This is a genomic window from Allopusillimonas ginsengisoli (assembly GCF_004153455.1).
In the GTDB taxonomy this organism is placed as follows: domain Bacteria; phylum Pseudomonadota; class Gammaproteobacteria; order Burkholderiales; family Burkholderiaceae_B; genus Allopusillimonas; species Allopusillimonas ginsengisoli.
In genome coordinates, this window is the sequence record NZ_SDQE01000005.1 from 1 (window position 1) to 26306 (window position 26306).

18 protein-coding genes are annotated in these 26306 nt (G+C 58.4%); 8 read left to right on the forward strand and 10 right to left on the reverse strand.

Annotated elements, in window-relative coordinates:
- Positions 1–199 precede the first annotated feature (199 nt).
- Positions 200–697: a hypothetical protein gene (locus ERE07_RS11180; RefSeq protein WP_130008921.1), complete on the forward strand. Its 498-nt coding sequence runs from the start codon at positions 200–202 to the stop codon at positions 695–697.
- A 228-nt stretch (positions 698–925) separates the two neighbouring features.
- Here ERE07_RS11180 and guaA read toward each other — a convergent pair whose 3' ends face one another.
- Positions 926–2515 carry a glutamine-hydrolyzing GMP synthase gene (gene guaA, locus ERE07_RS11185; protein WP_130008922.1) on the reverse strand — a complete coding sequence of 530 codons (1590 nt, stop codon included), beginning with the start codon at positions 2513–2515 and terminating at the stop codon, positions 926–928.
- A 165-nt stretch (positions 2516–2680) separates the two neighbouring features.
- Here guaA and ERE07_RS11190 point away from each other — a divergent pair, with 165 nt between their 5' ends.
- Positions 2681–3904, forward strand: a complete 1224-nt coding sequence (locus ERE07_RS11190) for a YbfB/YjiJ family MFS transporter (RefSeq protein ID WP_167670848.1) — start codon at positions 2681–2683, stop codon at positions 3902–3904.
- On the forward strand, positions 3901–4695 hold the full coding sequence (locus ERE07_RS11195; protein ID WP_130008924.1) for an alpha/beta fold hydrolase: 795 nt from the start codon (positions 3901–3903) through the stop codon (positions 4693–4695). Before ERE07_RS11190 ends, ERE07_RS11195 begins: the two co-directional genes overlap by 4 nt.
- A gap of 16 nt (positions 4696–4711) precedes the next feature.
- On the opposite strand, the gene guaB is transcribed toward ERE07_RS11195, so the two are convergent.
- From guaB to ERE07_RS11240, 9 genes are all read right to left on the reverse strand, one after another.
- Positions 4712–6172 carry an IMP dehydrogenase gene (gene guaB / locus ERE07_RS11200; protein ID WP_130008925.1) on the reverse strand — a complete coding sequence of 487 codons (1461 nt, stop codon included), beginning with the start codon at positions 6170–6172 and terminating at the stop codon, positions 4712–4714.
- Between the two features lie 107 nt (positions 6173–6279).
- Positions 6280–10332 (reverse strand): phosphoribosylformylglycinamidine synthase, encoded by a 4053-nt coding sequence (gene purL, locus ERE07_RS11205; protein ID WP_130008926.1) that lies wholly within the window; start codon positions 10330–10332, stop codon positions 6280–6282.
- A gap of 74 nt (positions 10333–10406) precedes the next feature.
- Positions 10407–10964 carry a transcription elongation factor GreB gene (greB, locus tag ERE07_RS11210; protein ID WP_130008927.1) on the reverse strand — a complete coding sequence of 186 codons (558 nt, stop codon included), beginning with the start codon at positions 10962–10964 and terminating at the stop codon, positions 10407–10409.
- A gap of 49 nt (positions 10965–11013) precedes the next feature.
- Positions 11014–11844: a 3',5'-nucleoside bisphosphate phosphatase gene (locus tag ERE07_RS11215; protein ID WP_280634372.1), complete on the reverse strand. Its 831-nt coding sequence runs from the start codon at positions 11842–11844 to the stop codon at positions 11014–11016.
- Positions 11845–11933: 89 nt separating this feature from the next.
- Positions 11934–12884 (reverse strand): alpha/beta fold hydrolase, encoded by a 951-nt coding sequence (locus ERE07_RS11220; RefSeq protein WP_245153655.1) that lies wholly within the window; start codon positions 12882–12884, stop codon positions 11934–11936.
- A gap of 98 nt (positions 12885–12982) precedes the next feature.
- Positions 12983–14479 (reverse strand): FAD-dependent oxidoreductase, encoded by a 1497-nt coding sequence (locus tag ERE07_RS11225; RefSeq protein ID WP_130008928.1) that lies wholly within the window; start codon positions 14477–14479, stop codon positions 12983–12985.
- Between the two features lie 7 nt (positions 14480–14486).
- Entirely contained in the window at positions 14487–15941 is a 1455-nt protein-coding gene (locus ERE07_RS11230) for a dihydrolipoamide acetyltransferase family protein (RefSeq protein ID WP_130008929.1), read from the reverse strand.
- Positions 15942–15943: 2 nt separating this feature from the next.
- Complete coding sequence (locus tag ERE07_RS11235; RefSeq protein WP_130008930.1) at positions 15944–17032, reverse strand: alpha-ketoacid dehydrogenase subunit beta; 1089 nt, start codon at positions 17030–17032, stop codon at positions 15944–15946.
- A gap of 2 nt (positions 17033–17034) precedes the next feature.
- Positions 17035–18270, reverse strand: a complete 1236-nt coding sequence (locus ERE07_RS11240; protein WP_130008931.1) for a 3-methyl-2-oxobutanoate dehydrogenase (2-methylpropanoyl-transferring) subunit alpha — start codon at positions 18268–18270, stop codon at positions 17035–17037.
- Between the two features lie 400 nt (positions 18271–18670).
- On the opposite strand from ERE07_RS11240, the gene ERE07_RS11245 reads away from it, so the two are divergent.
- From ERE07_RS11245 to ERE07_RS11265, 5 genes are all read left to right on the forward strand, one after another.
- Positions 18671–22495, forward strand: a complete 3825-nt coding sequence (locus ERE07_RS11245; protein ID WP_130008932.1) for a nitrate reductase subunit alpha — start codon at positions 18671–18673, stop codon at positions 22493–22495.
- Complete coding sequence (gene narH, locus ERE07_RS11250; protein WP_130008933.1) at positions 22492–24033, forward strand: nitrate reductase subunit beta; 1542 nt, start codon at positions 22492–22494, stop codon at positions 24031–24033. Before ERE07_RS11245 ends, narH begins: the two co-directional genes overlap by 4 nt.
- The gene (gene narJ / locus ERE07_RS11255) at positions 24034–24723 is read left to right on the forward strand and encodes a nitrate reductase molybdenum cofactor assembly chaperone (RefSeq protein WP_130008934.1); all 690 of its coding nucleotides are present in this window, start codon (positions 24034–24036) and stop codon (positions 24721–24723) included. It abuts the gene before it with no gap.
- 66 nt (positions 24724–24789) lie between these two features.
- Positions 24790–25476 carry a respiratory nitrate reductase subunit gamma gene (narI, locus tag ERE07_RS11260; RefSeq protein ID WP_130008935.1) on the forward strand — a complete coding sequence of 229 codons (687 nt, stop codon included), beginning with the start codon at positions 24790–24792 and terminating at the stop codon, positions 25474–25476.
- Positions 25477–25492: 16 nt separating this feature from the next.
- Positions 25493–26290 (forward strand): peptidylprolyl isomerase, encoded by a 798-nt coding sequence (locus tag ERE07_RS11265; protein WP_130008936.1) that lies wholly within the window; start codon positions 25493–25495, stop codon positions 26288–26290.
- The last annotated feature ends 16 nt before the right edge of the window (positions 26291–26306 follow it).

Here is a 26306-nt window from a genome sequence, read left to right on the forward strand (position 1 = left end):
GCCATGATCGATGGCCAGCGAAGCCAACGCGACATTACCCTCCAGACATTGGGCGACCAGCTCTGCCTTGAACTGCGGGCTGTAAGTGCGCCGCACCGGACGCGGGGGAAGAGAGTTTATGACCATATCGTGTCCACGATAAATAAGCGGATGCTTATCCTCTCTTATTCAGGCAGTCGACTCAATGTGTGTTCACCGGATGCATACCGTTGAGAAACGAGGCTTCTACTTTCATGGGAACATCAAACGGAAGGACGCTTGGAAGCCCCACGAGCAAGGCAAGGCTGAATCGCTAGCCCTTCTCGCATTAAGCATCGCCACAAAAATTTCCATGAAGGCAGCAGAGCCAATATTCGCTCCGGAATTAAAGAAACGCCACTTTGAAGACGCAATGCGCACGGGAGCCAAAATCGTGTTCGAGATAAAATTCAAATTCCGAGAACCAGAGGAAGTGTTCGACCGAGAGAATGAAATCAACATCAATATGCCTGGAACAAAAGTAACACCTCGATCTGCATTCGCGGTTGCTCAGCATTTTCTCCATGTATTCCAACACAATCAGCCCGTATCAGCTCTACGCGAGGCGGAATGTTCGGTTCAGGGAACCGGGGAAAAGGTATTCAACCTTACATTTCATCCCATCAGGGATGGTGCCGGAAAGGCCACATCAGAAAAATCTGCTGATGCTTCAGGCTGATGAACTGTCGGTCTTCTCAATCCAACACTTCCTTCTGTTGTTGGGTTAGACGTGCGCTCGGGTAAGAAATCTAGATGCCATGCCCGTACTCCTCGCCCAGACATGGTATCGGAACATATTGTCATGATATTGCTTTCTACATACCATGAAAAATGCCATTGATAATGCAAAAAGCACCATCAATGGCATTTATTTTATTTAATTAAATCAATTAGTTAAGAAACACCCTCACTCCCACTCAATCGTAGCAGGCGGCTTGCTCGACACATCGTAAGTCACTCGATTGATTCCCCGCACTTCATTGATAATGCGTGAAGACACCTTCTTGAGCAGTGCATAGGGCAGTTCTGCCCAGTCTGCTGTCATGAAATCCGTGGTCTGCACTGCGCGCAAGGCCACCACATAGTCGTAAGTGCGGCCGTCGCCCATGACACCCACGGACTTCACCGGCAGGAAGACAGCAAAAGCCTGAGAAGTAAGGTCGTACCAGTTCTTGCCACTGGCGCTGTCGACCGTATTGCGAAGCTCTTCAATGAAAATGGCATCGGCGCGGCGCAGCAAGTCGGCGTATTCTTTCTTGACTTCGCCCAAGATGCGCACGCCCAGGCCAGGCCCGGGAAAGGGATGGCGATAAACCATGGCCGGCGGCAAGCCTAGCGCGATGCCCAGCTTGCGTACTTCGTCTTTGAAGAGTTCTCGCAAGGGCTCGAGCAGCTTGAGGTTCAGCGTGTCTGGGAGCCCGCCTACATTGTGGTGCGATTTGATCGCGACGGCTTTCCCTGTCTTGGCGCCGGCCGATTCAATCACATCCGGATAGATTGTGCCTTGAGCAAGCCAACGAGCGTTGGACAGTTTGGCGGCTTCAGACTGGAACACCTCAACGAACTCTCGACCGATAACTTTACGTTTGGCTTCTGGATCAGACACACCGGCAAGCTTGCTCATGAAGGCATCTGTGGCGTCTACATGGATGACCTTGATGCCGAAGTGGTCGGCAAAGGTGGCCATGACTTGCTTGGCTTCGTTCAGGCGCAACAGACCATGATCGACGAACACGCAGGTAAGCTGGTCTCCAATGGCCTTGTGGATGAGCGCTGCGGCAACCGAGGAATCGACACCCCCCGACAGCCCAAGGATGACTTCGTCGCTACCGACCTGGGCACGTATGGCGGCCACGGCTTCGTCAACATAATCAGGCATGTTCCAGTCGCGTGTGCATCCACATATTTCGGTGACGAAACGCGCAAGAATGGCTTCGCCCTGGGCGGTGTGCGTGACTTCGGGGTGAAACTGCAGGGCATAAAAACCGCGCGCTTCGTCTGCCATGCCCGCAATGGGGCATGGCGCGGTGGACGCCATCAGCTTGAAGCCTGGTGGCAGCGCCGTAACCTTGTCGCCATGGCTCATCCAGACTTTAAGCATGCCGTGGCCTTCGTCTGTGGAGAAATCCTGCAGGCCTTCGAGCAGACGCGTATGGCCGTGCGCGCGGACTTCGGCGTAGCCGAATTCGCGATGATCGGACCACTCTACCTTGCCGCCCAGTTGCGACGCCATCGACTGCATGCCGTAGCAAATGCCTAGCACAGGGATGCCTAACTCGAACACCGCAGAAGGCACCTTCAACGACGCTTCGGCGTAGGCCGAAGCATGGCTCCCCGACAGAATAATGCCTTTGAGCCCCTCGCGTTGGGACTCGAAAAACGCGTTGTCAATGTCCCCGGGGTGAATTTCGCAATAAACGCCCGCATCGCGAACGCGACGGGCAATAAGCTGTGTGACCTGGGAGCCGTAATCGAGGATAAGAATGCGCTGGTGCATGATGAACAGAAAAAAGGGAAATCAAGGCGTTAATGTACCGTATCGGGCGGGATTACGCTGGCGCGCCAGGGCGACTGACGTTACAGTATCTCTCAGGCGGAAATGGTGCGATGCCTCAATATGCACTGCTCAGCGTCCTCCATCCTGTACACGGCAAAACCAACAATGCATCAACAAACGCAATCCTCAACAACCGCTCTCGCCCTGGCCGGCTTTATCGCACTGGCAGTTTGCATGGGCATAGGCCGATTTGCTTTCACGCCCCTTCTACCCATGATGCAGCAAGACGCTGACCTGCAGATCGCTCAGGCAGGTTGGCTGGCCAGTGCCAACTACTTCGGCTATCTTGCTGGCGCATTGGTGGCTGGCGCAATTCCGTGGGAAACCAGAACGCAATTGCGGGTAGGGCTTTGGCTGGTCGTCATTACGACAGGACTGATGGCGCTGGGCCATTATTGGCCTCTCTGGGCGGTCTGGAGATTCATTGCGGGCGTGGCCAGCGCCATTGGTCTGGTCGCCGTGTCAACGCTCTGCCTGTCGCGCCTTGCTGCGCTGGGACAACCGCATAAAGCAGGGCTGATGTTTACCGGCGTGGGTTTTGGCATTGCGCTGGCCGGCCTGCTCTGCATGGGGCTCAGTCTCGCTCATGTTTTGTCGGCCACAGCATGGTTGGTGATGGCAGCCGTTGCGCTTCTCGGTCTTGTTTGCACGCGTTGGCTTTTGGCTAAGGCCTCCTTCCATGCCGCTCCCCCAGCAAGTGATCACGCTGTCGCCAACAGCACTACCTCTACTTCTGAAAAACAAAGCATGATCCGACACGCCCGGCTTATTTTCTGCTACGGCTGTTTCGGATTCGGCTATATCCTGCCCGCAACGTTTCTCCCAGCCCAGGCTCGCCTGTTGGTCAGCGACCCCTCTATTTTTGGGTTGGCCTGGCCTTTGTTTGGTTTGGCGGCAGCGGCCTCCACACTGATAATGAGCCGCATCCGTCGTAACTACTCACGCCGTGCGATGTGGGTTATCACGCAACTCGTCATGGCGTTGGGCGTGTTGATTCCGGCCTTGTGGTCCAGTGTCACAGCCATTGTGATTGCGGCGCTGTGTGTCGGTGGTACGTTCATGGTCGTAACCATGATGGGTATGCAAGAAGCGCAAATCCAGGGCGGCGCTAATGCGCGCCAGCTCATTGCCGCCGTGACCGCTGCCTTTGCTACCGGGCAGCTTGCAGGCCCCGTTGTATTCAGTCTGATGCACGATTACCTGGGCACAAGTCTGGAGGGCGCCCTGGTACTGGGCTGCGCTATTCTGCTGTTAAGCTGCGCCCTGCTGCTGCGTCCCTTTCCCGCACTTAACGGCGCATCGTCACCCATCGACAGGAGCCAGGTATGACCTCCACACACGGCATCGAACGCCAACCAGACACCACCGCCGCAACGTTTGTGCTCGTGCATGGCGCATGGAATGGGGGCTGGTGCTGGTCGCGCGTTGCCGAACAGCTGCGCCAGTCTGGGCATAAGGTGTATACCCCCACCCTCACCGGACTGGGCGAGCGCAGCCATCTATTGACGCCAGACATTGATCTACAGACTTTCATACATGATGTCGTCAACGTACTTGTCTGGGAAGATCTGAACGATGTCATTCTGGTGGGTCACAGCTTTGGAGGGGTGGTAATCAGCGGTGTTGCGGATGTTGCTGCCGACCGAATCCGCCAGCTGATTTATCTGGATGCATTTATTCTGGAAAGCGGTGTGTCAACCATGGACACCCTCTCGCCCGACAACCAGGAAAAGCTTCGACAAGGCATGGAGCGCACAGGCGGCGCGGTGCCAGCCCTGGCGCCACCCCGCCCGCAGAGCCTGGGTATCACAGACGACGATGATGTTGCCTTTGTGCAAGGCCGATTAATGCCGCAGCCTTACAAGAGCTATACCAGCGCGCTGGCATTGCAGCATCCCCTGGGCAACGGCTTACCCTGTTGTTATGTGCAATGCGTCAACCCAGTATTTCCGGCGGTTGCCGCAAGCGCGAACTGGGCGCGAGAACAAGATAATTGGCGCATTGAACCGCTGGTCAGCAGCCATTGCGCAATGGTTACGGCTCCGCGTAAGCTGGGGGATCTTTTGCTTGAACTGGCAGTGGCTGGGCATCAGTCTGATGCTCCAGCCGGTTCAGTATGACAAGGATGGGGCCAGATCAGTCTGCCCGGTAGTTGGGTGCTTCTTTTGTGATCTGAACGTCGTGAACATGGGATTCACGCACGCCTGCCGAAGTGATTTCGACGAATTCAGCCTTGTTGCGCATGTCTTCGATGGTAGCGCAGCCGCAATAGCCCATGGACGCACGTATGCCACCGATCAATTGATAGATGATGGCAATGACACTGCCCTTGTATGGCACACGCCCTTCGATGCCTTCTGGCACGAGCTTGTCGACGTTATTGGCCGGATCCTGGAAATAGCGATCGGCCGAACCCTCGGCCATGGCCCCGAGGCTGCCCATGCCGCGATAAGACTTGTAGGACCGCCCCTGAAACAGGACAACTTCACCGGGGGATTCTTCGGTGCCGGCAAACATGCCGCCCATCATGCAGGTGGAGGCGCCCGCCGCCAATGCCTTGGCCACGTCGCCCGAGTATCGGATACCGCCGTCGGCAATCAATGGAACACCAGACCCTGCCAGCGCCTTGGCAACATCGGCGATGGCGGTGATCTGCGGCACACCGACACCAGCCACGATACGCGTTGTGCAGATGGAGCCTGGACCAATGCCTACCTTGACGCAATCCGCACCCGCCTCGACCAGCGCCTTGGCCGCGGCTGCCGTAGCGATGTTGCCCCCAATGACCTGGATGTTGGGGTAGTTCTTCTTGACCCAGCGCACGCGTTCGATGACCCCTGCGGAATGGCCATGGGCGGTATCGACGACGATGACATCGACGCCCGCGTTGGCGAGCTTTTCGACTCGATCTTCAGTGCCATCGCCCACACCGACTGCAGCGCCGACACGAAGCTGGCCATGGCTGTCTTTGCTGGCGCTGGGGTGTTCGGTATTCTTGACGATATCCTTGACGGTGGCCAAGCCACGCAGTTGGAAATGGTCATTGACGATGAGTACGCGCTCAAGGCGATGCTTGTGCATCAGGGCCTGGGCTTCGTCCAGCGTGGCGCCCTCTTTCATTGTGACCAGGCGTTCCTGCGGCGTCATGATGTCGCGCAGCGGAAGATCGAGCCTGTCTTCGAAACGCAGGTCGCGATTGGTGACAATGCCGACCAGCTTGCCGCCTTCTACCACCGGCAAGCCCGAAAAACCATGCTGGCGTTGCAACGCAATGGCGTCGCGCACTTTCATGGTGGGGGTGACCGTGACGGGGTCGATGACGATGCCGAACTCATGGCGCTTGACGCGGGCAACTTCGCGCGCCTGTTCATCGGCGCTGAGGTTTTTATGGATGATGCCGATCCCGCCTTCCTGTGCCATGGCGATCGCGAGGCGTGATTCGGTGACCGTATCCATGGCCGCCGATACCAGCGGAATATTCAGCGTGATGTCGCGCGTAAAGCGGGTGCTGAGAGAAGTGTCGCGAGGGAGGACATTTGAGTACGCCGGCACCAGCAACACATCGTCGAAGGTGAGCGCTTTTTTGATGAGACGCATAAAGACAGGCTCCGTGCAAAGCAAGATTATACGCCAACCGAGGGTATATACCTAGCCATGCACGCAAAATTATCGAACGCCCGTCTATCAGGGAACACTGTCACGCACTAACCCAGCCAGACCCGCGCATTGCGGAACATGCGCAGCCATGGGCTGTATCCACCATGCGGACTATCCAAACCACCGCTGTCCAGGGGGCCCCAGCGCTCCGGCGCCCAAGACAGCATCACGTTGCGTGTGACGCGCTCTGGATGCGGCATCATGACCGTGAAACGACCATCTGCCGTTGTGACGCCCGCCAAACCGCCCGGGCTGCCATTAGGATTGTGGGGATAGCGTTCGGTGCGCGCGCCGTGATGATCAAGATAGTACAGCGCGCCTGCCACCTGGGCCGGGTTGCCCTGCGTTGCGAAGTTGGCGTAGCCTTCGCCATGCGCCACCGCTACCGGCACATGGGTGCCGGCCATGCCCTGCATGAAGAGCGATGGCGACTCGGGTATCTCTACCAGCGAAAGCCTGGCCTCGTATTTTTCTGACAGGTTGCGGGTGAAACGCGGCCAGTGCTCCGCCCCCGGTATCATCCCCGACAAGGCCGCCATCATCTGGCAGCCATTGCAGACGCCCAGCGCGAACACATCGGGTCGCGCGAAGAAAGCAGCAAACTGATCTGCCAGTTGCTGGTTGAAGCGGATCGTACGCGCCCAGCCCTCGCCAGCCCCCAGCACGTCGCCATAGCTGAACCCGCCCACCGCCACAAAACCCTGCATATCCTGAACGCTGACACGGCCTGCCAGCAAGTCAGTCATGTGAACATCGACAGATTCAAAACCTGCTTTGTCGAAGGCCCAGGCCATCTCGACCTGACTGTTGCAGCCCTGTTCGCGCAACACTGCGATACGCGGGCGAACGCCGGTCGAAATAAAAGGCGCAGCAAGGTCTTCTTGGGGGTCGAAGGCTACACGGGGTGTGAGACCAGGGTCGTTCTTGTCGCGCCACAATTCGAACTCGGCCTGCGCGCAGGCCGGGTTATCGCGCAAGGCCATGATGCGTCGCGTGACTTCAGCCCACTGCTGGCCAAGGTCGGCGCGTGCTTTCTGGTAGATGCATTTGCCGTCGCGATAGATCTGGACTTCGTCCAGCGCATTAAGGCTGCCAAGCACGTGTGCGTGCGCCGACAGTCCGGCCTCTCGAAACGCCTGCAACACCGCGTCGCGCTGGCCCTGGGGCACCTGAATGACGGCGCCGGCCTCCTCGGCAAACAAGGCCTTGACGGTGGCTTCGTCGCGTTGCACGGCGACCTGCTCCGGCCGTATCTTGTAGTCGCCCCAGTCAGCAGTATTGGGATCAATGGTCAGCATGTCCACGTTGATGGACACGCCAACATGCCCCGCGAACGCCATCTCGCAGATGGTCGCCAGCAGACCGCCATCGGAACGATCGTGGTAGGCCAGAAGGTGCCCTTGCGCGGCCAACTGACGCACAACCTGGAAGAAAGCCTTGAGGGCAGCCGCATCGTGCATGTCAGGCGCTTCTTCCCCGACTTGACCAAACGCCTGCGCAAGCACCGAGCCGCCCAGACGATGCCGTCCAAAACCGAGATCGATCAGGATGAGCGAGGTAGCGCCCGCATCTGTGCGCAGTTGCGGCGTGAGCGTTTTGCGGACATCGCCGACCGGCGCAAAGGCCGTGACAATTAGCGAGACCGGTGCCAGCACTTCACGCGCGGCGCCATCCTGCTGCCAACTGGTTCGCATGGACAGAGAGTCCTTGCCTACAGGTATGGAGAGGTCCAGTGCCTGGCACCAGTCGCTGACGGCCGCCACAGTGTCATACAAAGCGGCATCCTGACCAGACGCACCGCAGGCGGCCATCCAGTTCGCCGATAACTTGATGTCCTTGAGCGATTGCACATCGGCGGCCGCCAGATTGGTCAGCGCTTCGGCAACGGCCATGCGGCCGGAAGCCGGCGCGTTAATCACCGCGAGCGGCGTACGCTCGCCCATGGCCATGGCCTCGCCACGCACGCCCTCATAATCTGCCAGTGTCACGGCGCAATCGGCAACGGGAACCTGCCAAGGTCCGACCATCTGGTCACGGCTGCTCAATCCGCCGACTGTGCGATCGCCAATGGTGATGAGAAAATTCTTGCTCGCGACCGTGGGATGACGCAAGACGCGGTCTATGGCTTCGCTCAGATCAATACCCACCACGTCGATGCCATCGTGCAAGTATTCAGCACGGGTAACATCGCGCACCATGCGGGGCGGTTTGCCAAGAATGACGCCTACCGGAACATCCACTGGCCGAGGGAGCTCGCCGGCCTTGGTCTGGGTCGCGGACTCGGGCAATCCCTCACCAAAGGTGACACGCAGCTGGCGCTCTTCCGTGGCAATCCCCACGACTGCATAGGGACAACGCTCGCGACGCGCAATCTGATCAAAGCGTGGCAAGTCTTCTGGCTGAACCGCAAGGACATAGCGTTCCTGGGACTCGTTGCTCCAGATCTCTGCGGCAGACAGGCCGGACTCCTCGACGTGAACCTGCTGCAGCTCGAAAATGGCGCCCCGGCCGGCATCGTTGACCAGTTCAGGAAAAGCGTTGGACAAACCGCCAGCACCGACATCATGTATGGCCAGGACGGGATTGCGCTCACCCTGCTGCCAGCAACGGTCTATGACCTCTTGTGCCCGGCGCTCGATTTCGGGATTGCCCCGCTGCACCGAATCAAAGTCAAGCTCGGCGCTGTTGGTGCCCGCGCTCATGCTGGACGCGGCGCCTCCCCCCATGCCGATGCGCATGCCGGGGCCGCCCAACTGGATCAGCAAGGCGCCAGGAGGAATGGGATCCTTGTGCGTGAGCCGGGCATCAATGGAACCCAGGCCGCCCGCAATCATGATGGGTTTGTGATAGCCCCAGTGCACGCCTGCCGAAGTCTGTTCGAACGTACGAAAATAGCCCAGCAAATTGGGACGCCCAAACTCATTGTTGAAGGCCGCGCCGCCGATGGGCCCTTCGATCATGATGTCCAGGGGACTGGCGATGCGGTCGGGCATGCCATAAGGATTGGCTTCCCACGGCTCGACCGCATCCTTGAACGCCAGGTTGGATACCGTGAACCCTGTCAGGCCTGCTTTGGGTTTGGAGCCCCTGCCTGTCGCGCCTTCATCGCGAATTTCCCCTCCCGCGCCCGTGGCCGCGCCCGGAAAGGGAGCGATGGCCGTGGGGTGATTATGGGTTTCGACCTTCATCAGCGTGTGAACGGTGGCCGGATGATGGCGATATACAGGCTCGCTGGCTGTCTGGCCTGCGTGAAACAACGTGGCCTGGCCGCCGCGCATGATGGCGGCATTGTCGGAATAGGCCACCACGGTGCCCTCTGGCTGCGCGGCGTGCGTGGCGCGTATCATGCCGAACAGCGTATTGGGCTGTTCCTGACCATCGATCACCCAGCGTGCATTGAAAATCTTGTGGCGGCAATGCTCGCTATTGGCCTGCGCGAACATCATGAGTTCGACATCCGTCGGGTTGCGGCCCAACTGACGAAACGATGCGTCGAGATATTCGATTTCGTCGATGGACAAGGCCAGCCCGAGCTCCCGATTGGCGCGTTCCAGCGCAGGCTGCCCCTGGCCGATGACGTCAATCGTCTGGATGGGCTTGCCGGGCAACGACGCAAACAGCTCACTGCCGTCGAACGACTCGTCCACCACAGTTTCGGTCATCCGATCGTGCAGGCAGGCGGCGATCCCCGCGAGTTGACTTTCATCCAGCGACTTGGCGCCCAACAGACCCCGCGAAGGTGTTATCAGATACCGTATACCGCGCTCAATACGCCTGACGGCGTTCAGGCCACAGTTGTGGGCGATGTCGGTCGCCTTGCTAGCCCACGGAGAAACCGTGCCCAGGCGCGGAATCACGCGCAGCACGATCGTGGTGCGGCCTTCTTTGGGTGCCTGGTCAGGCAAGGCGCCGTAACGCAGCAACTGCTCCAGACGCTGCTGGCCATCCTGGCCAAGCGCAGCATCCAGCCACACAAAATGCTCATAACGCGCGTCGATATCGCCGACGGGCAGGCCCAATTGAGAAAAACGCTGGAGCAGACGCTCGCGGCGAAAAGAGGATAGGACCGAGGAACCTGGAAAATGCTGGATGGAGTTCACGATACAACGCAGGCAAATGAAGGGAATGAACGCGTCATTTTACCTGTTTGGCGGCTTATGGCCCGCAAGCCCGCCTAAGCATCCGGATAAATGACTTCAATAACGTCCAGTTCATCCAGCCCGGCGGGCGTGCGCAGCGCAATCGTATCGCCCTCACGCGCCTTGAGCAACGCCCTGGCCACGGGAGAAATCCAGCTTATGCGGCCCTGCAGCGGCTCGGCTTCGTCGACGCCGACAATGGTCACGCGGAACTCCTCGCCCGCCTTGTCACAATACACGACCGTGGCCCCGAAGAAGACTTGGTCGCGGTTGGGCTGCAGGGCCGGATCCACCACCTCGGCAATCTCCAGCCTTTTGGTCAGAAAGCGCATGCGTCGGTCGATTTCGCGAAGCCGCTTCTTGCCGTAGAGATAATCGCCATTCTCTGAACGATCGCCATTCGAAGCAGCCCACGATACGACCTGCACGACGGAAGGCCGCTCGACATTCATCAGATGGGCAAGCTCGGCACGAAGACGCTCATAACCCGCCTTGGTGATGTAGTTACGGGTGCCCTCTGGCAACGCAACGGCCTCGGGACCGAGGTCGTCTTCGTCGTCATTGTCGGATTCTTTGACAAATGCCTTGTTCATGTCGTACCACTATCAATAAAATGCACCGGACGCGGGGCAGGCGACAGGTTCAGAGCCAGTCGTGCCAGACGGGAGTCAGTCCCGCAGGCAACGGCGGAATGCCGCCTAAGTCCAGCTTACCCTCTTTTGGGCTGTGAAAGTCGGATCCGGCCGACGCCAAGAAGCCAAAACGCTTGGCAACGCGCGCGTACTCGCTATATTGATCCGGAGTATGGCTGCCTGTGACAACCTCTATGCCCTCGCCACCCAGGTCCTTGAACTGCTCGAAGAGCGCATCGAACTGCATGGGCGTATACAGATATCGGCCAGGATGCGCGATCACGGCACGGCCACCTGCCCCGGTAATCCACCCCACTGCCTGTTCCAGCGTAGACCAGTGCACAGGCACGTAGCCGGGTTTGCCATCTGCCAGATACTTGTTGAACACATCCTGCATGGTCTTGCAATAACCCTGTTCAACCAGAAAACGGGCGAAATGCGTGCGACTGATCAGATCGGGATTGCCCGCGAAGGGCAGCGCACCTTCGTAGCTGTCAGGAATGCCCAGGCTGGCCAGCCTGTCGGCCATTTTGCGGGCGCGTATTGCCCTGCCTCCGCGTATATCAGCGAGCCCGGCATTAAGGGCTTTATCGTGCTCGTTGAGATTGAGCCCAACAATATGCACTGTATGTCCGGCCCAGGTGACGGAGATTTCCACACCGGTAACATATTGCATGCCCAGCGCCCGGGCGGTCTCCCGAGCCTCTTTCAGGCCGGCAAGCTCGTCGTGATCGGTCAGTGCCCAGAGCCCCACCCCGTTATCATGGGCGCGCGCAGCCACTTGCGCCGGCGTGAGAACGCCGTCGGACATCAGGGAATGACAGTGCAGATCAACCTTCAATAATGCTCTCTTGTAGTTTATTTAGCTGTATTTTGATTTATTTCGTTATTTTTTAATTTTTGCTAGTTTACCGGACTTACGCCCGGACGCTACGCCGACAATAGAAACCGGGCCACAGGATCGATCTCGATCGGGTCGCGCAACGTTGGCGCATGACCCACGCCAGCCACTGTATGCAGGCTGGCCCCAGCATTTCGGCGCACCATCTGTTCCGCAGTCTCGGCCGAAAGCAGGTCGGACAATTCGCCGCGCACGATCAGGATAGGATTATTGATACTCTCGTATGCCTGCCAAAGCAAGGCTTCTGAAGCCATCAACATGGCTTTGGACTGCGCAGCCATCGCCTGGGCGATCCGCAGATCATAGTGCTTTACCCATTTATCGCCCTGTTGCACGAAAACGTGACGAGTCAATGCCTGCCAACCCGCCTGATCGTGTTCGCCAAAGCCCTGCGACACGCTATGCACATAGTCTACCGCCTGGTCGAACCGATCAAAAGACATGGGTTCGCCCACGTACTCGCTGATGCGGGCCAGGCCATTGAAATCGAGCGCCGGGCCAATATCATTCAGTACGAATTTCCCGATGGGCAGGCGCAAGTCAGTGGGCAAACCCGCGTCGCCGCGCGCAGGCCGGACACTTGATGACATCGCCAATGTACCCGCCATCCCCATGCCGATCAACCCGCCCATCGACGTCCCAACCCAATCCAGGCTGGCAGGCCGCAAGCGGGCAATCAGAGTGAGTATATCGGCAACATACTGTGGCACCGCATACGTCGCGGGATTAATGAGCCAATCGGACTTGCCGCGGCCAACGATGTCCGGGCAGACAACCCGGTAGTCCCCTGCCATCCGTTGCGCCAGCAAGTCAAAATCCCTGCCTGTGCGGGTCAGACCGTGTACACACAGCAGCACCCTGTCGTTGTTCGGATCGCCCCACTCCCAATAGGCCATGCGGTGTGTTCCAGCAGGGCTGGCGCACATCACGTAATCGAGACGGGGCGCGCAGGCAGTAGTCGACGTAGAGGCTTCAGGCATAAGAGACTCGCATTTGGGTCGCCGGACACCGGCATATTGTCGATTGTACGGCCTTGCGGGACGGGATCCCGCAAGGGCAAATGACGCGCCATGCTGTGCTAGATGTGCAGCGCGTGACCCAACGCCCTGAGCGCCGCCTCCTGCACCGCTTCACCCAGGGAGGGATGCGCATGAATAGTGCCTGCCACATCCTCCAATCGCGCGCCCATTTCGAGCGACTGTGAGAACCCGGCGGCCAACTCTGAAACACCGCGCCCCACCGCTTGCCAGCCGACAATCAAATGGTTGTCACGCCGTGCGACAACGCGCACAAACCCAGCACTCGACCCCAGCGTCAGGGCGCGCCCGTTCGCCGCAAACGGGAACATTGCGGTGATGCAGTCCTGCCCCTGTTTTTTTGCTGTTTCTGGGTCCAGACCGGCGATGACCACTTCCGGATCCGTAAAGCACACGGCGGGTATGGACGCCGGCATGAAATGACGGCGTTTGCCTGCGATCACCTCGGCCACCATCTCGCCCTGCGCCATCGCACGATGCGCCAGCATAGGTTCGCCCGTCAGGTCGCCAATTGCCCAGACATTTCTCATCGAGGTGCGGCACTGGTCGTCGATCCTGAGGGCATGTCCATTGCGGTCCAGCCCCAGCGTTTCCAGACCGAAGCCCTCGGTACGCGGCCTGCGCCCGACTGCGACCAGCACCAGATCAGTCTTCAGTTTTTTCTCGACCCCACCTTCGTCCTCCAGCAAGAGCGCCTCGCCATTCTCGTCCAGGCCCTTCACGGTGCAGGACAAATGCAGATCAACGCCCAGCTTAATGAGAGCATCGGCGACAGGCTTGGCAAGCTCGGCGTCATAGGCGGGCAAAATGCGCGCCTGGGATTCAATGACGCTCACCGCCACACCCAGCTTGCGATAGGCCATCCCCAGCTCCAGGCCGATGTAGCCGCCGCCCACCACAGCCAGATGAGCGGGAAGTGAGCTGGGGGACAGCGCCTCGCTGGACGAAATCACCTTGCCGCCAAAAGGCATGAACGGCAACGCCACCGGCACCGACCCGGTCGCCAGCAGCAGATGCTCGCAATGGATGCGCACCGGTTTGCTGAGGGGCTTTCCCGGGTTTTCGGCCGCGTCATCCCCGGGTATTGCCTGTGTCGCTGGCTGCCCTTCCGGCTCATCCGGCGAGATGCCTGGTATTGGACCATCTCCAGGCTGAAACACCTCCACATTTTTGCCATCGATAATCCGGGCCCAGCCCTTGATCACCTTCACATGATTTTTTTTCAGCAGCGCGCCCACGCCGCCCGTCAGGCGCTTGACGATGCTGTCCTTCCACGCGACGGTCTGACCGATATCAATACTGGCCTGGCCAGCCATGCTTATACCCAGCTCGGACGCACCGCCTTGGGCTGACATGGCATGAAACTGTTCGGCCGCATGAATCATGGCCTTGGAGGGAATGCAGCCTATGTTCAGGCATGTTCCGCCCACATTGTCCGCCTCGACCAGTACAGTGGGGATGCCCAACTGCCCGGCACGAATTGCGGCCACATACCCGCCAGGGCCGCCGCCGATAATCAATAAAGTGGTTGATTGCATATCCGCTCTACTCCACAAACAACATCGCCGGGCATTCCAGGCAGCCTCGTATCCGCTGTATGAACTGTGCAGCATCCATGCCGTCTACCACGCGATGGTCAAACGATGACGATAGATTCATCATTTTGCGCGCAACCACTGCGCCCTCAAGGATCACAGGCCGTTCAACGATACGGTTCACACCCACAATGGCAACCTCCGGGTAGTTGATCACGGGGGTGGACACGACGCCGCCCAGTGCACCCAGACTGCTCAATGTGATCGTGGATCCGGAAAGTTCATCACGTGTGGCGCGGCCCGTGCGCACAGCCTCTGCCAGCCGTGCAATTTCTGCGCCGCAGGCCCACACGTCCATGGCTTCGGCGTGCCTGATGACAGGCACCATCAAGCCGGCATCCGTCTGCGCCGCAAAACCAAGGTGGACAGCGCCATACCGGGTGACGACCCCTTCGTCGTCTTCGTAGCGCGCATTGATCTGCGGAAACTCACGCAATGCGATAACCATTGCCCGCGCCAGGAACGGCAGCATGGTCAGCTTGCCGCGCTGCCCCCCCCATGTCGCGTTAATGCGGGCGCGCAGTTTCTCCAGCTCCGTCACATCCACTTCCTCAACATACGTAAAATGAGGAATGCGGCGTTTGGATTCCTGCATTTTCTCGGCGATCTTGCGCCGCAGGCCAACCACTTTTACTTGCTGCTCATCTTCACGCCGCCCATATACGGACATCCTTGTATTGCCAATGCCCGTTCCCGTGGCGCGCTCCAGATGGCGGTCCAGGTCGGCATGCGTAACCTGGCCGGCAGGCCCTGTGCCCGGGATGTATTGCAATTCAATGCCCATTTCCCAGGCACGCTTGCGCACAGCCGGCGAAGCCAGCGGTTTTTCGCCGTGTGGGCGCGCAATGCCGCCGCCAACACTCTGCGCCGTTTGCGCAGCTGGAGCAGGCGCAGCTGGAGCAGGCGCAGCGGCAACAGGCTGCTGCGTAGGCGCAACCTTTGCCGTGGCCGCATCAGCACTGTCGCTGGGGGCCGAGGGTTGTGGTCCTGCGTTGCCTTGCTCAGTGTCGTCGCGATCGCTCCCCGCGGTCGGCACTGTCTCGGCAGCACCGTCCTTGTCTGTCGCGCCCATCCAATCAGATGGCGTCGGTTGCGATTCAATCGCGCCGCCTGCCCTCTCGGCATGGCCCTTGCGCTGCCGGAACAGGTGCTCGTTGCCCTCGCCCTCGACTTCCAGGCGAATAAGCTCTGCGCCCACCGACATGACCTCGCCGACGTCGCCGCCCAGCGCAAGCACCTTGCCATCAACCGGCGACGGCACCTGAACGGTGGCCTTGTCCGTCATGACATCGGCCAATACCTGGTCTTCAGTCACGGTGTCGCCAGGTTGCACATGCCATTCGACAAGCTCGACCTCAGCAATGCCTTCGCCAATATCCGGCATCTTGATGATATGCGTACCCATGGTCAGCCTCCCCTGCTGTGATTGACGACAAAGCCGCTGTCAGGCTGCCCTGGGGATCCATCCATGACCCGGCGATAAGCATCGCCCACGCGTTGGGGGCTGGGGAAGTAAGCCCACTCGTGCGCATGCGGATACGGTGTATCCCATCCCGCCACACGCTCGACCGGTGCTTCGAGGTGATAAAAGCAATGCTCCTGTATCAGGGTAGTGAGCTCCGCGCCAAAGCCGCTGGTCTGTGTTGCCTCATGCAACACGACGCAGCGTCCTGTCTTGCGTACAGACGTCACGATCGTATCCAGGTCCAGTGGCCACAGGCTGCGCAGATCGATGATTTCTGCGTTGACACCGGTTTCGCGGGCGGCGACTTCGGCGACATAGACCATGGTTCCGTAGGTGAGGACGGTCAGGTCAGTGCCTGGCCGAAAAACCGAGGCCGACTCCAGGGGAATCGAATAATAGCCATCCGGCACATTGCCCAGCGGATGCTTGGACCAAGGCACGACAGGCTGATCATGATGTCCGTCGAAAGGCCCGTTGTACAGACGCTTGGGTTCCAGGAAGATCACAGGATCATCGGATTCAATGGCGGAGATCAACAAACCCTTGGCGTCATAAGGATTGGAAGGCATAACCGTACGCAGGCCGGTAACGTGCGTAAATAAAGCCTCCGGACTCTGACTATGGGTCTGGCCGCCGTAAATGCCGCCCCCGCAGGGCATGCGTATGGTGAGCGGCGCGATGAACTCGCCCGCAGTGCGGTAGCGAAGGCGAGCCGCCTCTGACACAATCTGGTCGGTAGCCGGATAGAAGTAATCCGCAAATTGGATTTCGACTACCGGGCGCAAACCATAAGCCCCCATGCCGACCGCCGCGCCCACAATCCCGCCTTCGGAAATAGGCGCGTCAAACACGCGCTCGCGGCCATACTTGGCTTGCAAGCCTTCCGTGCACCGGAAAACGCCGCCAAAATAGCCGACGTCCTGGCCAAAAACAACCACATTGCTGTCACGCTCCAGCATGACGTCCATGGCCGAGCGCAAGGCCTGGATCATGGTCATGGGGCGTGAACTGGAAGAAGTATGTCTGCTCATGTTCATATCCCCGCCTGCTGGCGCTGCCGGCGCAGATGCCAGGGCATCTCTTTGTAGACATCCTCGAACATGGTGGCGACACTGGACGATTGCCCATTGGCAAGTGTTCCAAAAGCTTCTGCCTGTTTCTGTGCGGCGATGACTTCGGCTTCGATCTGCTTTTGTATGTGGATGTGCTCTTCTTCTGTCCAGGCCCCCACTCGCATCAAATGCTGCTTGAGACGTTCGATGGGATCGCCTAGCGGAAAGCGCGACCAATCATTGGCAGGCCGATACTTGGATGGATCGTCTGACGTGGAATGCGGGCCAGCCCGGTAACTGACCCATTCGATCAACGTAGGGCCCAGATTGCTGCGTGCCCGCTCTGCTGCCCACTGTGACACCGCATAGACTGCAAGAAAGTCGTTGCCATCCACGCGCAGCGACACAATGCCCGTACCAGTGCCGCGCGCCGCGAACGTGGTGGCTTCACCGCCGGCTATAGCCTGGAAGCTGGAAATTGCCCACTGATTATTAATAACATTGAGAATGACGGGTGCCTGATAGACGTGCGCAAAAGTCAGCGCCGTCTGGAAATCGGCTGCGGCAGTCGCGCCATCGCCTATCCAGGCCGATGCGATCTTGGTATCCCCTTTGATGGCAGAAGCCATCGCCCAGCCTACCGCCTGGACAAACTGCGTGGCCAGATTACCGGAAATCGAGAAAAACCCATGCTCGCGCATGGAATACATCACTGGCAACTGGCGCCCTTTAAGTCTATCCCGCTCATTGGAAAACAGCTGGCACATCATGTCCACCAAGGGCACGTCCTGCGCAATCAGCAGGTTCTGCTGGCGGTAGGACGGAAAGCACATGTCACCCTTTTGCAAAGCCAGCACCTGCGCCGTGCCGATGGCTTCTTCGCCCAAGCTTTGCATATAGAAGGACATCTTCTTTTGCCGCTGCGCGATCAACATGCGCGCATCATAGATGCGGGTCTTGATCATGGCTATCAGCCCCTTGCGCAACAGCTCTGTGTCGACGGCTGGCTCCGCCCAGGGGCCAACGGCGTTCCCTTCATCATCCAGCACACGGACGAGAGAGTAGGCGAGATCGGCGGTATCGGAAGCGGTGGCGTCCAGCGCTGGCTTTCGCGCTTTGCCGGCGGGAGCGAGCCTCAGATAAGAAAAGTCGGTAGCGTGGCCTGGCCGACCTGTGGGCTCCGGAACGTGAAGCCTCAGTGGGGATGTTTGTCTCATGTCTGCTTCTTGAAAATGTCTTGTGGAATTTTCTTTGCTACTTGTCTATGCCCGGCCTTTTGGGCCAGAAATACCCGCCTTGTGAGTGGGTTAAAAGTATTATCGCCGATTCCGCACGATGTGCAAGCTGGCCCGAGGCAGCTCCATCCGGATAGTCCCAGCAATATTGATATTTCTCAAATAACGGTCGACTCAAAGTATTGATAGTTGATATGAGTGGTCCTATCATGGCTACACGCTACGTTGCTGGATCTGCACATCATTGGATGTAGCGCCAGTCAGTGCGCAGGCTGAAGCAAGTCCTGGCATATCCTGTTTGCGGCACCGGAGGAGCTATGGTTTTCAAGTGTTGTCCGCCGAACGCGGCCCCCGTACAAACCTGTCATAAAAAGGCCGCACCATGAGTCATTTCATCGACCGGCTCAAGTATTTTTCCACGGCGCGGCCCGAATTCTCAGACGGCCACGGCGTAACCCTCAAAGAAGACCGCAAGTGGGAAGAGGCCTACCGGCAACGATGGCAGCACGACAAGATCGTGCGTTCCACGCACGGCGTAAACTGTACGGGCTCCTGTTCCTGGAAGATTTATGTCAAAGGCGGCATCGTCACCTGGGAAACGCAGCAAACAGATTACCCGCGCACACGCCCCGACATGCCCAATCACGAACCCCGGGGCTGTTCGCGCGGGGCTTCCTATTCCTGGTATCTTTACAGTGCCAACAGACTCAAATATCCGCTCGTTCGTAGCGCCCTGCTCAAACTATGGCGCGACAGGCGGACAACACTGTCACCGGTCGACGCCTGGGCCGCGATCGTCGACGACGCCGAGTCGCGGTCATCGTATACCCGACGTCGAGGTCTAGGCGGTTTCGTCCGGTCCACCTGGGACGAAGTCAACGAAATCATCGCCGCATCCAACGTACATACCATCAAGCGCCACGGGCCGGATCGCATCGTCGGCTTTTCGCCCATTCCGGCCATGTCGATGATCTCATATGCCGCAGGCAGCCGTTATCTTTCGCTGATTGGCGGGGTCAGCCTCAGCTTTTACGACTGGTATTGCGATCTTCCGCCCTCCTCCCCACAGACCTGGGGGGAACAGACCGATGTCCCAGAATCCGCAGACTGGTACAACTCAACCTTCATTATCATGTGGGGCTCCAACGTCCCGCAGACGCGTACACCCGATGCGCATTTCATGACAGAAGTGCGCTATCGCGGCACCAAGGTCGTATCCATCTTCCCGGACTACGCCGAAGGCGCCAAGTTCGGCGACCTCTGGATGCATCCCAAGCAGGGAACCGATGCGGCATTGGGCCTGGCCATGGGACACGTGATTCTCAAAGAGTTTCATGTCGCCGGCAAAAGCGATTACTTCGCCGATTACTGCAGGCGCTACACCGATATGCCCATGCTGGTACGCATCGTCAGGCAAGGAGACCACTACGTGCCCGAACGGATGCTGCGGGCCGATGAGTTCGAGGATGCGCTGGGGCAGCAGAACAACGCAGCCTGGAAAACGGTCGTACTGGACGAAATCAGCGGCGAGCCTGTCGCGCCCGTGGGATCGATCGGCTTTCGCTGGGGCCAGAAAGAAGGCGGCGACGCGGGCAAGTGGAATATCAAACAAGAAGACGCACAAGGCAACCCAATTCGCCCGCAGCTGTCGCTGACACACACTCATGACGAAGTCATCGAGGTTGCCTTTCCTTACTTCGGCAACACCGAAACCACCCACTTCACCCATACCGGCCACGATAGTGTGTTGCCACGCCGGATAGGCGTGAAAAGGATGGCCACGCGCAACGGCGAAGTGCTTGTCGCCACGGTCTATGACTTGTTTATTGCCAACTATGGTGTGGACCAAGGATTGGGCGGCGAGAACGTTGCCGCCAGCTTTGACGATGATCTCCCCTATACCCCCGCCTGGCAGGAAAAGATCACCGGCGTAAAACGGCAGGACGTCATCGCCGTCGCGCGCGAGTTCGCGGAAAATGCGCACAAGACGGAAGGCAAGTCGATGATTATCATCGGTGCCGGCCTGAACCATTGGTTCAATATGGACATGAGCTATCGCTCGGCCATCAACCTGCTGGTCATGTGCGGCTGCGTAGGCAAATCGGGTGGCGGCTGGTCTCATTACGTTGGGCAGGAGAAACTGCGCCCGCAAACAGGATGGCTGCCCCTCGCTTTTGCCACAGACTGGCATCGCCCTCCGCGATTCATGAATGGCACATCGTTTTTCTATGCCCACACCGATCAGTGGCGCTACGAAACCATGAAGGTATCCACGCTGTTGTCGCCCCTGGCCGACAAACAGGCCTTCCCTGAAAACCCGATCGACTATAACGTGAAGGCCGAACGCATGGGATGGCTGCCGACTGCGCCGCACTTCTGTACCAATCCGCTGGACATCGGCAAGGCATCAGCAACCGAGGATGCCGCCGCCTATGTCGCCAACGGACTCAAGAGCGGCGCCATCAGGATGGCCTGTACCGATCCCGACGCACCGGAAAACTTTCCGCGCAATCTGTTTGTCTGGCGCTCCAACCTGCTGGGCTCTTCCGGCAAAGGCCATGAATATTTTCTCAAACACTTGCTCGGCGCGGAGCATGGCGTACAAGGCAAGGATCTGGGTACCAGCGGGGGCATACAGCCACAGGAGGTGGTGTGGCGCGATCCTGCCCCCCAAGGCAAACTCGATCTGGTTGTGACACTGGATTTCCGCATGTCTACCACCTGCCTGTACTCGGACATCGTGCTGCCGACCGCCACCTGGTACGAAAAAGATGACATGAACACTTCCGACATGCATCCGTTCATTCATCCCTTGTCCACCGCCGTCGATCCAGCATGGCAGTCAAAAAGCGACTGGGATATCTACAAAGGCATTGCAAAGCGTTTTTCCGAACTAACGCAAGGCCATCTTGGCGAGGAGCGCGATGTGGTGCTCTTTCCGCTTCAGCACGACAGTGCGGATGAAATAGCGCAGACAGGCAATATTGCGGATTGGGGTTGCGGCGAATGCGAACCCGTGCCCGGCAAGACCATGGCCAATGTCGTGACTGTCGTACGCGACTACCCGAACACCTACAAGAAGTTCACATCCGTAGGGCCCTTGCTGGACAAGCTGGGCAATGGCAGCAAAGGCATAAGCTGGAAAACGGGCGAAGAAATCGAATTGCTGCGCGGCCTGAATCATGTCGTGCAGGAAGAAGGCATATCAAAAGGCCGGCCGCAGATTTATTCTGGCATCGATGCAGCGGAAGTGGTGCTGTCCCTCGCTCCCGAGACCAACGGCGCGGTCGCCGTCAAGGCCTGGCAGGCCGTGTCCAAAGTGACCGGGCTGGATCATACTCACCTGGCCCGCAGCCGCGAAGACGAAAAAATTCGCTTTCGCGATATACAGGCTCAGCCGCGCAAAATCATTACTTCACCCACCTGGAGCGGTATCGAGTCCGAGCACGTTTCCTATAACGCAGGCTATGTGAATGTGCATGAGTACATTCCATGGCGCACGCTTTCCGGTCGACAGCAACTCTATCAGGATCATCGCTGGATGCGCGATTTCGGCGAATCGCTCTGCGTCTACAAACCGCCTCTGGATACGCGCAGTACGCTGGGCATGGAAGGCACGCGATCGAATGGCAACCCCGAGATTGCACTGAATTTCCTGACGCCACATCAAAAATGGGGCATACACAGCACCTACACCGATAACCTGTTGATGCTGACGCTGTCGCGTGGTGGGCCTATTGTCTGGATGTCCGAAATCGATGCGCAGAAAATTGGCGTCGTCGACAACGACTGGATTGAGGCGTTCAATGTCAACGGCGCGCTCACTGCTCGAGCTGTTGTCAGCCAGCGCATCCCCAAGGGGGCTGTGCTCATGTACCACGCTCAGGAGAAAATCATCAACACGCCTGGATCCGAGGTCACGGGCGTGCGCGGTATTCACAACTCCGTTACCCGCATCATTCCCAAACCTACCCACATGATCGGCGGCTATGCCCAGTTGGCCTATGGCTTCAATTACTACGGCACGGTCGGCTCAAACCGGGACGAGTTCGTGATCGTGCGAAAAATGAAGACCATAGACTGGAAGGATGAGTCCACTCCCGCGTCTGTACTGTCGGACAGCGCAGCGGCCAGGCATGCGCATACACTGGCGCACGGCGCGCCCACGCTGGCCATGGCCGAGAAAGAACAGGGAGACGAAAAATGAAGATCCGCGCACAGATCGGCATGGTCATGAATCTGGACAAGTGCATTGGGTGCCATACGTGCTCAGTGACCTGCAAGAACGTCTGGACCTCGCGGGAAGGCGTGGAGTATGCCTGGTTCAACAATGTGGAAACAAAACCAGGGGTGGGCTACCCGCAAGACTGGGAAAACCAGAAGCGATGGCATGGCGGCTGGCGGCGCAAGGCCAACGGCAGAATAGAACTGGCGGCGGGCAACAAATGGAGAGTGCTGTCCCGAATATTCGGCAATCCCGACCTGCCCGAAATCGACGATTATTATGAACCTTTTACTTTCGACTATGCGCATCTGCACGATGCACCCGAAGTGAAGGTGGGTCCCGTGGCTCGGCCACGCTCGCTGATCACCGGCGAGCGCATGGAGAAAATCGAATGGGGTCCAAACTGGGAAGAAATACTCGGCGGAGAGTTCGAGAAGCGCAAGGCTGACTATAACTTCGACCAGGTGCAAACAGACATCTACGGCGAATTCGAAAATACGTTCATGATGTATTTGCCGCGCCTGTGCGAGCACTGCCTGAACCCGGCATGTGTCGCGTCCTGTCCATCCGGCGCGATCTACAAACGCGAAGAAGACGGCATCGTACTGATCGACCAGGACAAATGCCGCGGCTGGCGCATGTGCGTATCAGGCTGTCCCTACAAGAAAATCTACTATAACTGGCAAAGCGGCAAATCTGAAAAATGTATTTTTTGCTACCCACGCATAGAAGTGGGCCAGCCCACGGTGTGCTCTGAAACCTGTGTGGGGCGCATTCGCTATCTGGGTGTATTACTGTACGATGCGGACCGCATAGAAGAAGCGGCCTCTGTTGAAAATCCTCAAGACCTGTACGAAGCCCAGCTTGCCATTTTTCTGGATCCCCACGATCCTGCGGTCTGTGAACAAGCGCTGCGCGATGGCGTGCCCGAGAACTGGCTGGAAGCTGCCAGGCACTCACCCGTCTACAAGATGGCGATGGACTGGAAAGTCGCCTTTCCGCTGCATCCGGAGTACCGCACGCTGCCCATGGTATGGTACGTGCCGCCCCTCTCGCCCATCAGCACCGCCGCCAATGACGGCAGGCTGTCAACCAACGGCTTGTTGCCTGATGTTGATGCCCTACGCATTCCTCTGCGCTATCTTGCCAACCTGCTGACCGCCGGAAAAGAAGCACCGGTACGGCTTGCGCTCAAACGCATGCTGGCAATGCGTGCCTTCATGCGGGGCAGGCATGTCGACAAGCATGATGACCCGGCGCTGCTCGATGAAGTGGGTCTGACGATTGCGCAGATCGAGGATATGTACCGCTACATGGCGATCGCCAATTACGAAGACCGCTTTGTCATTCCCACCACCCACCGTGAATATGCGGAAGATGCTTTTGACTTGCGTGCTTCCTGCGGCTTCTCGTTCGGCAACGGCTGTTCCGACGGCACCACGGAAACCAGCCTGTTTGGCGGACACAAGGGAATAGGCAAGGAACGCAAAACTATCCCGATACGAGCTGCGGGGGAATAAATGAAAGATCATGGCATCCTGCTGAGCATGCTCAGCGCCCTGCTTGACTACCCCGATCAACCGCTGCTTGATGCTTTGCACGAAATCCGGGAAACAGTCGCCACCCATCCCGCGCTGCCCTCCCCTTGCCGGTCCGCACTGTGCGCGCTGATCGACTATCTGGACAACACGGATTTGCTGGATTTGCAGGAAACCTATGTCGCCACGTTCGATCGAGGACGGGCTGGTTCACTGTATCTGTTCGAGCATGTGCATGGCGAATCGCGCGATCGCGGACAAGCAATGATAGACCTGTTGGCTATGTATGAGAAAAGCGGTCTGTTTCTGGACGCCAGGGAACTGCCCGATTACCTGCCCGTGCTCCTGGAATTTGCCGCGCACGAGCCGGTGGATCGCGCACGCCGCCTGCTCGGTGAGGTTGCTGACATCAACCGCACCATTGCCGCGCACCTTGCGCAACGCGGTAGTGGATATGCCGCCGCGGTGGCCGCGCTGCTTCCCTTGGCCGGAGAGCCCTATCCGTCAAACGATCTACGCACGGCAACCTCCGAAAAAAACAGTACAGCCATTGATACGGAAGCGCTTGACAGAGAATGGCAGGACGAGCCCGTCAGTTTTCTGAATGCGCAGTCGCCGATATCTCCGCAAGAGCAACCAGTCAGGTTTTATTCCAAGCGCCCATCCCGATAGCCGTGAGGGGCCCGACACCGATCTTTATCCCGACGTTCTGGCCAAAAGTATTCTGGGAGTCAATGTATGAATCAAAGTACGACAAATGCGCTGCTGTTCGGTGTGTATCCTTACATCTGCATGACCATCTGGCTGCTGGGCAGTCTGATACGGTTTGACCGCGAACAGTACACATGGAAAAGCGATTCGTCGCAATTGCTTCGCCGCAGGCAACTGCGTCTGGGGAGCAATCTCTTTCACTTTGGGGTGCTGATTGTGATCGCGGGCCATTTTGTGGGATTTCTGGCGCCCCACTGGATGGTGTCGCCCTTCCTGAATGCATCACAACATCAATTGCTGGCCATGGCGGGGGGCGGCGCGGCGGGCATCGTCGCCATTGTTGGCCTGAGCATTCTGTTCTATCGACGACTGGCGGACCCCCGCATACGGATAAATAGCGCCAACGCGGACATTCTTGTGCTGGCGCTGCTGTGGGTACAGCTTGCCCTGGGCCTGCTGACCGTGCCGATGTCCTTGCAGCACATGGACGGTGTGATGTTTGAAACGCTCACCAGCTATGTCAAGGGCATTGTCACCTTCAACCCGGGCAGCGCGGCGCTGATCGCCACCGTACCTTTTGTCTACAAAGCCCATATCTTTCTGGGTTTCACGATCTTCCTGATTTCGCCCTTTACCCGGCTGGTGCATATCTGGAGTGGCTTTGCCACGGTCGGCTATCTCGCCCGCCCGCATCAGATCGTCCGCAAACGCTGATACAAGGAAACCTCGCATGCTGAAGGCCTTCACAAATGCAGAGAAATCTCCGGACACAGGCTCGCTTCGCGTTAATGGCGTATTGATTGACGATGACGCGATCGCTGCCGAAACCGCCTCTCATCCCGATGAAGCGGACCCGGGCTTTGCCGCGCGACGCGCCTTGGTGCTGCGCGAGCTGCTGACACAACAAGCCCGTGCCAAAGGATTGCTGGACGACGGCGCGGCGATAGACGACGCCACGATAGACCGCCTTCTCGACATGGAATGTCCCATGCCCGAACCTACCGAAGCAGAATGCAGGCGGTACTACAGCGCCAATGCCTCGAAATTCCGGAGTCCGGATATCGTCCACGCCCGGCATATCCTGTTTGCACTCACAGAAGGCGTCGCCATGTCCAGGCTGCGCGCGCGGGCCGAGGAAGTTCGTCGTGATCTCGCAAGGCATCCCGACAAATTCGACGCGCTTGCCCGCAGCCTCTCAAACTGCCCTTCTGGCAAGGTCGGTGGCAATCTTGGTCAGCTCACCCGCGGTGAAAGCGTGATCGAATTCGACAAGGCGCTGTTCGACACCAGGCAGACAGGCCTGCTGCCTGGATTGGTCAGAACACGCCATGGCTTTCATATCGTGTTGATAGAGCGCAGGCTGGATGGCGCCGAACTGCCCTTTGAGGCGGTCTCACAAAGAATTGAACAATATCTTCGTGATTACGTCAGTCACAAGGCCATTCAGCAGTACTTGACCTTGCTGGTCTCCAGAGCGAAGGTTCAGGGCGTTTCACTGGATGTTCCTCATGGGCCGCTTCTGCAATAGCGCACACGTGGCGGAC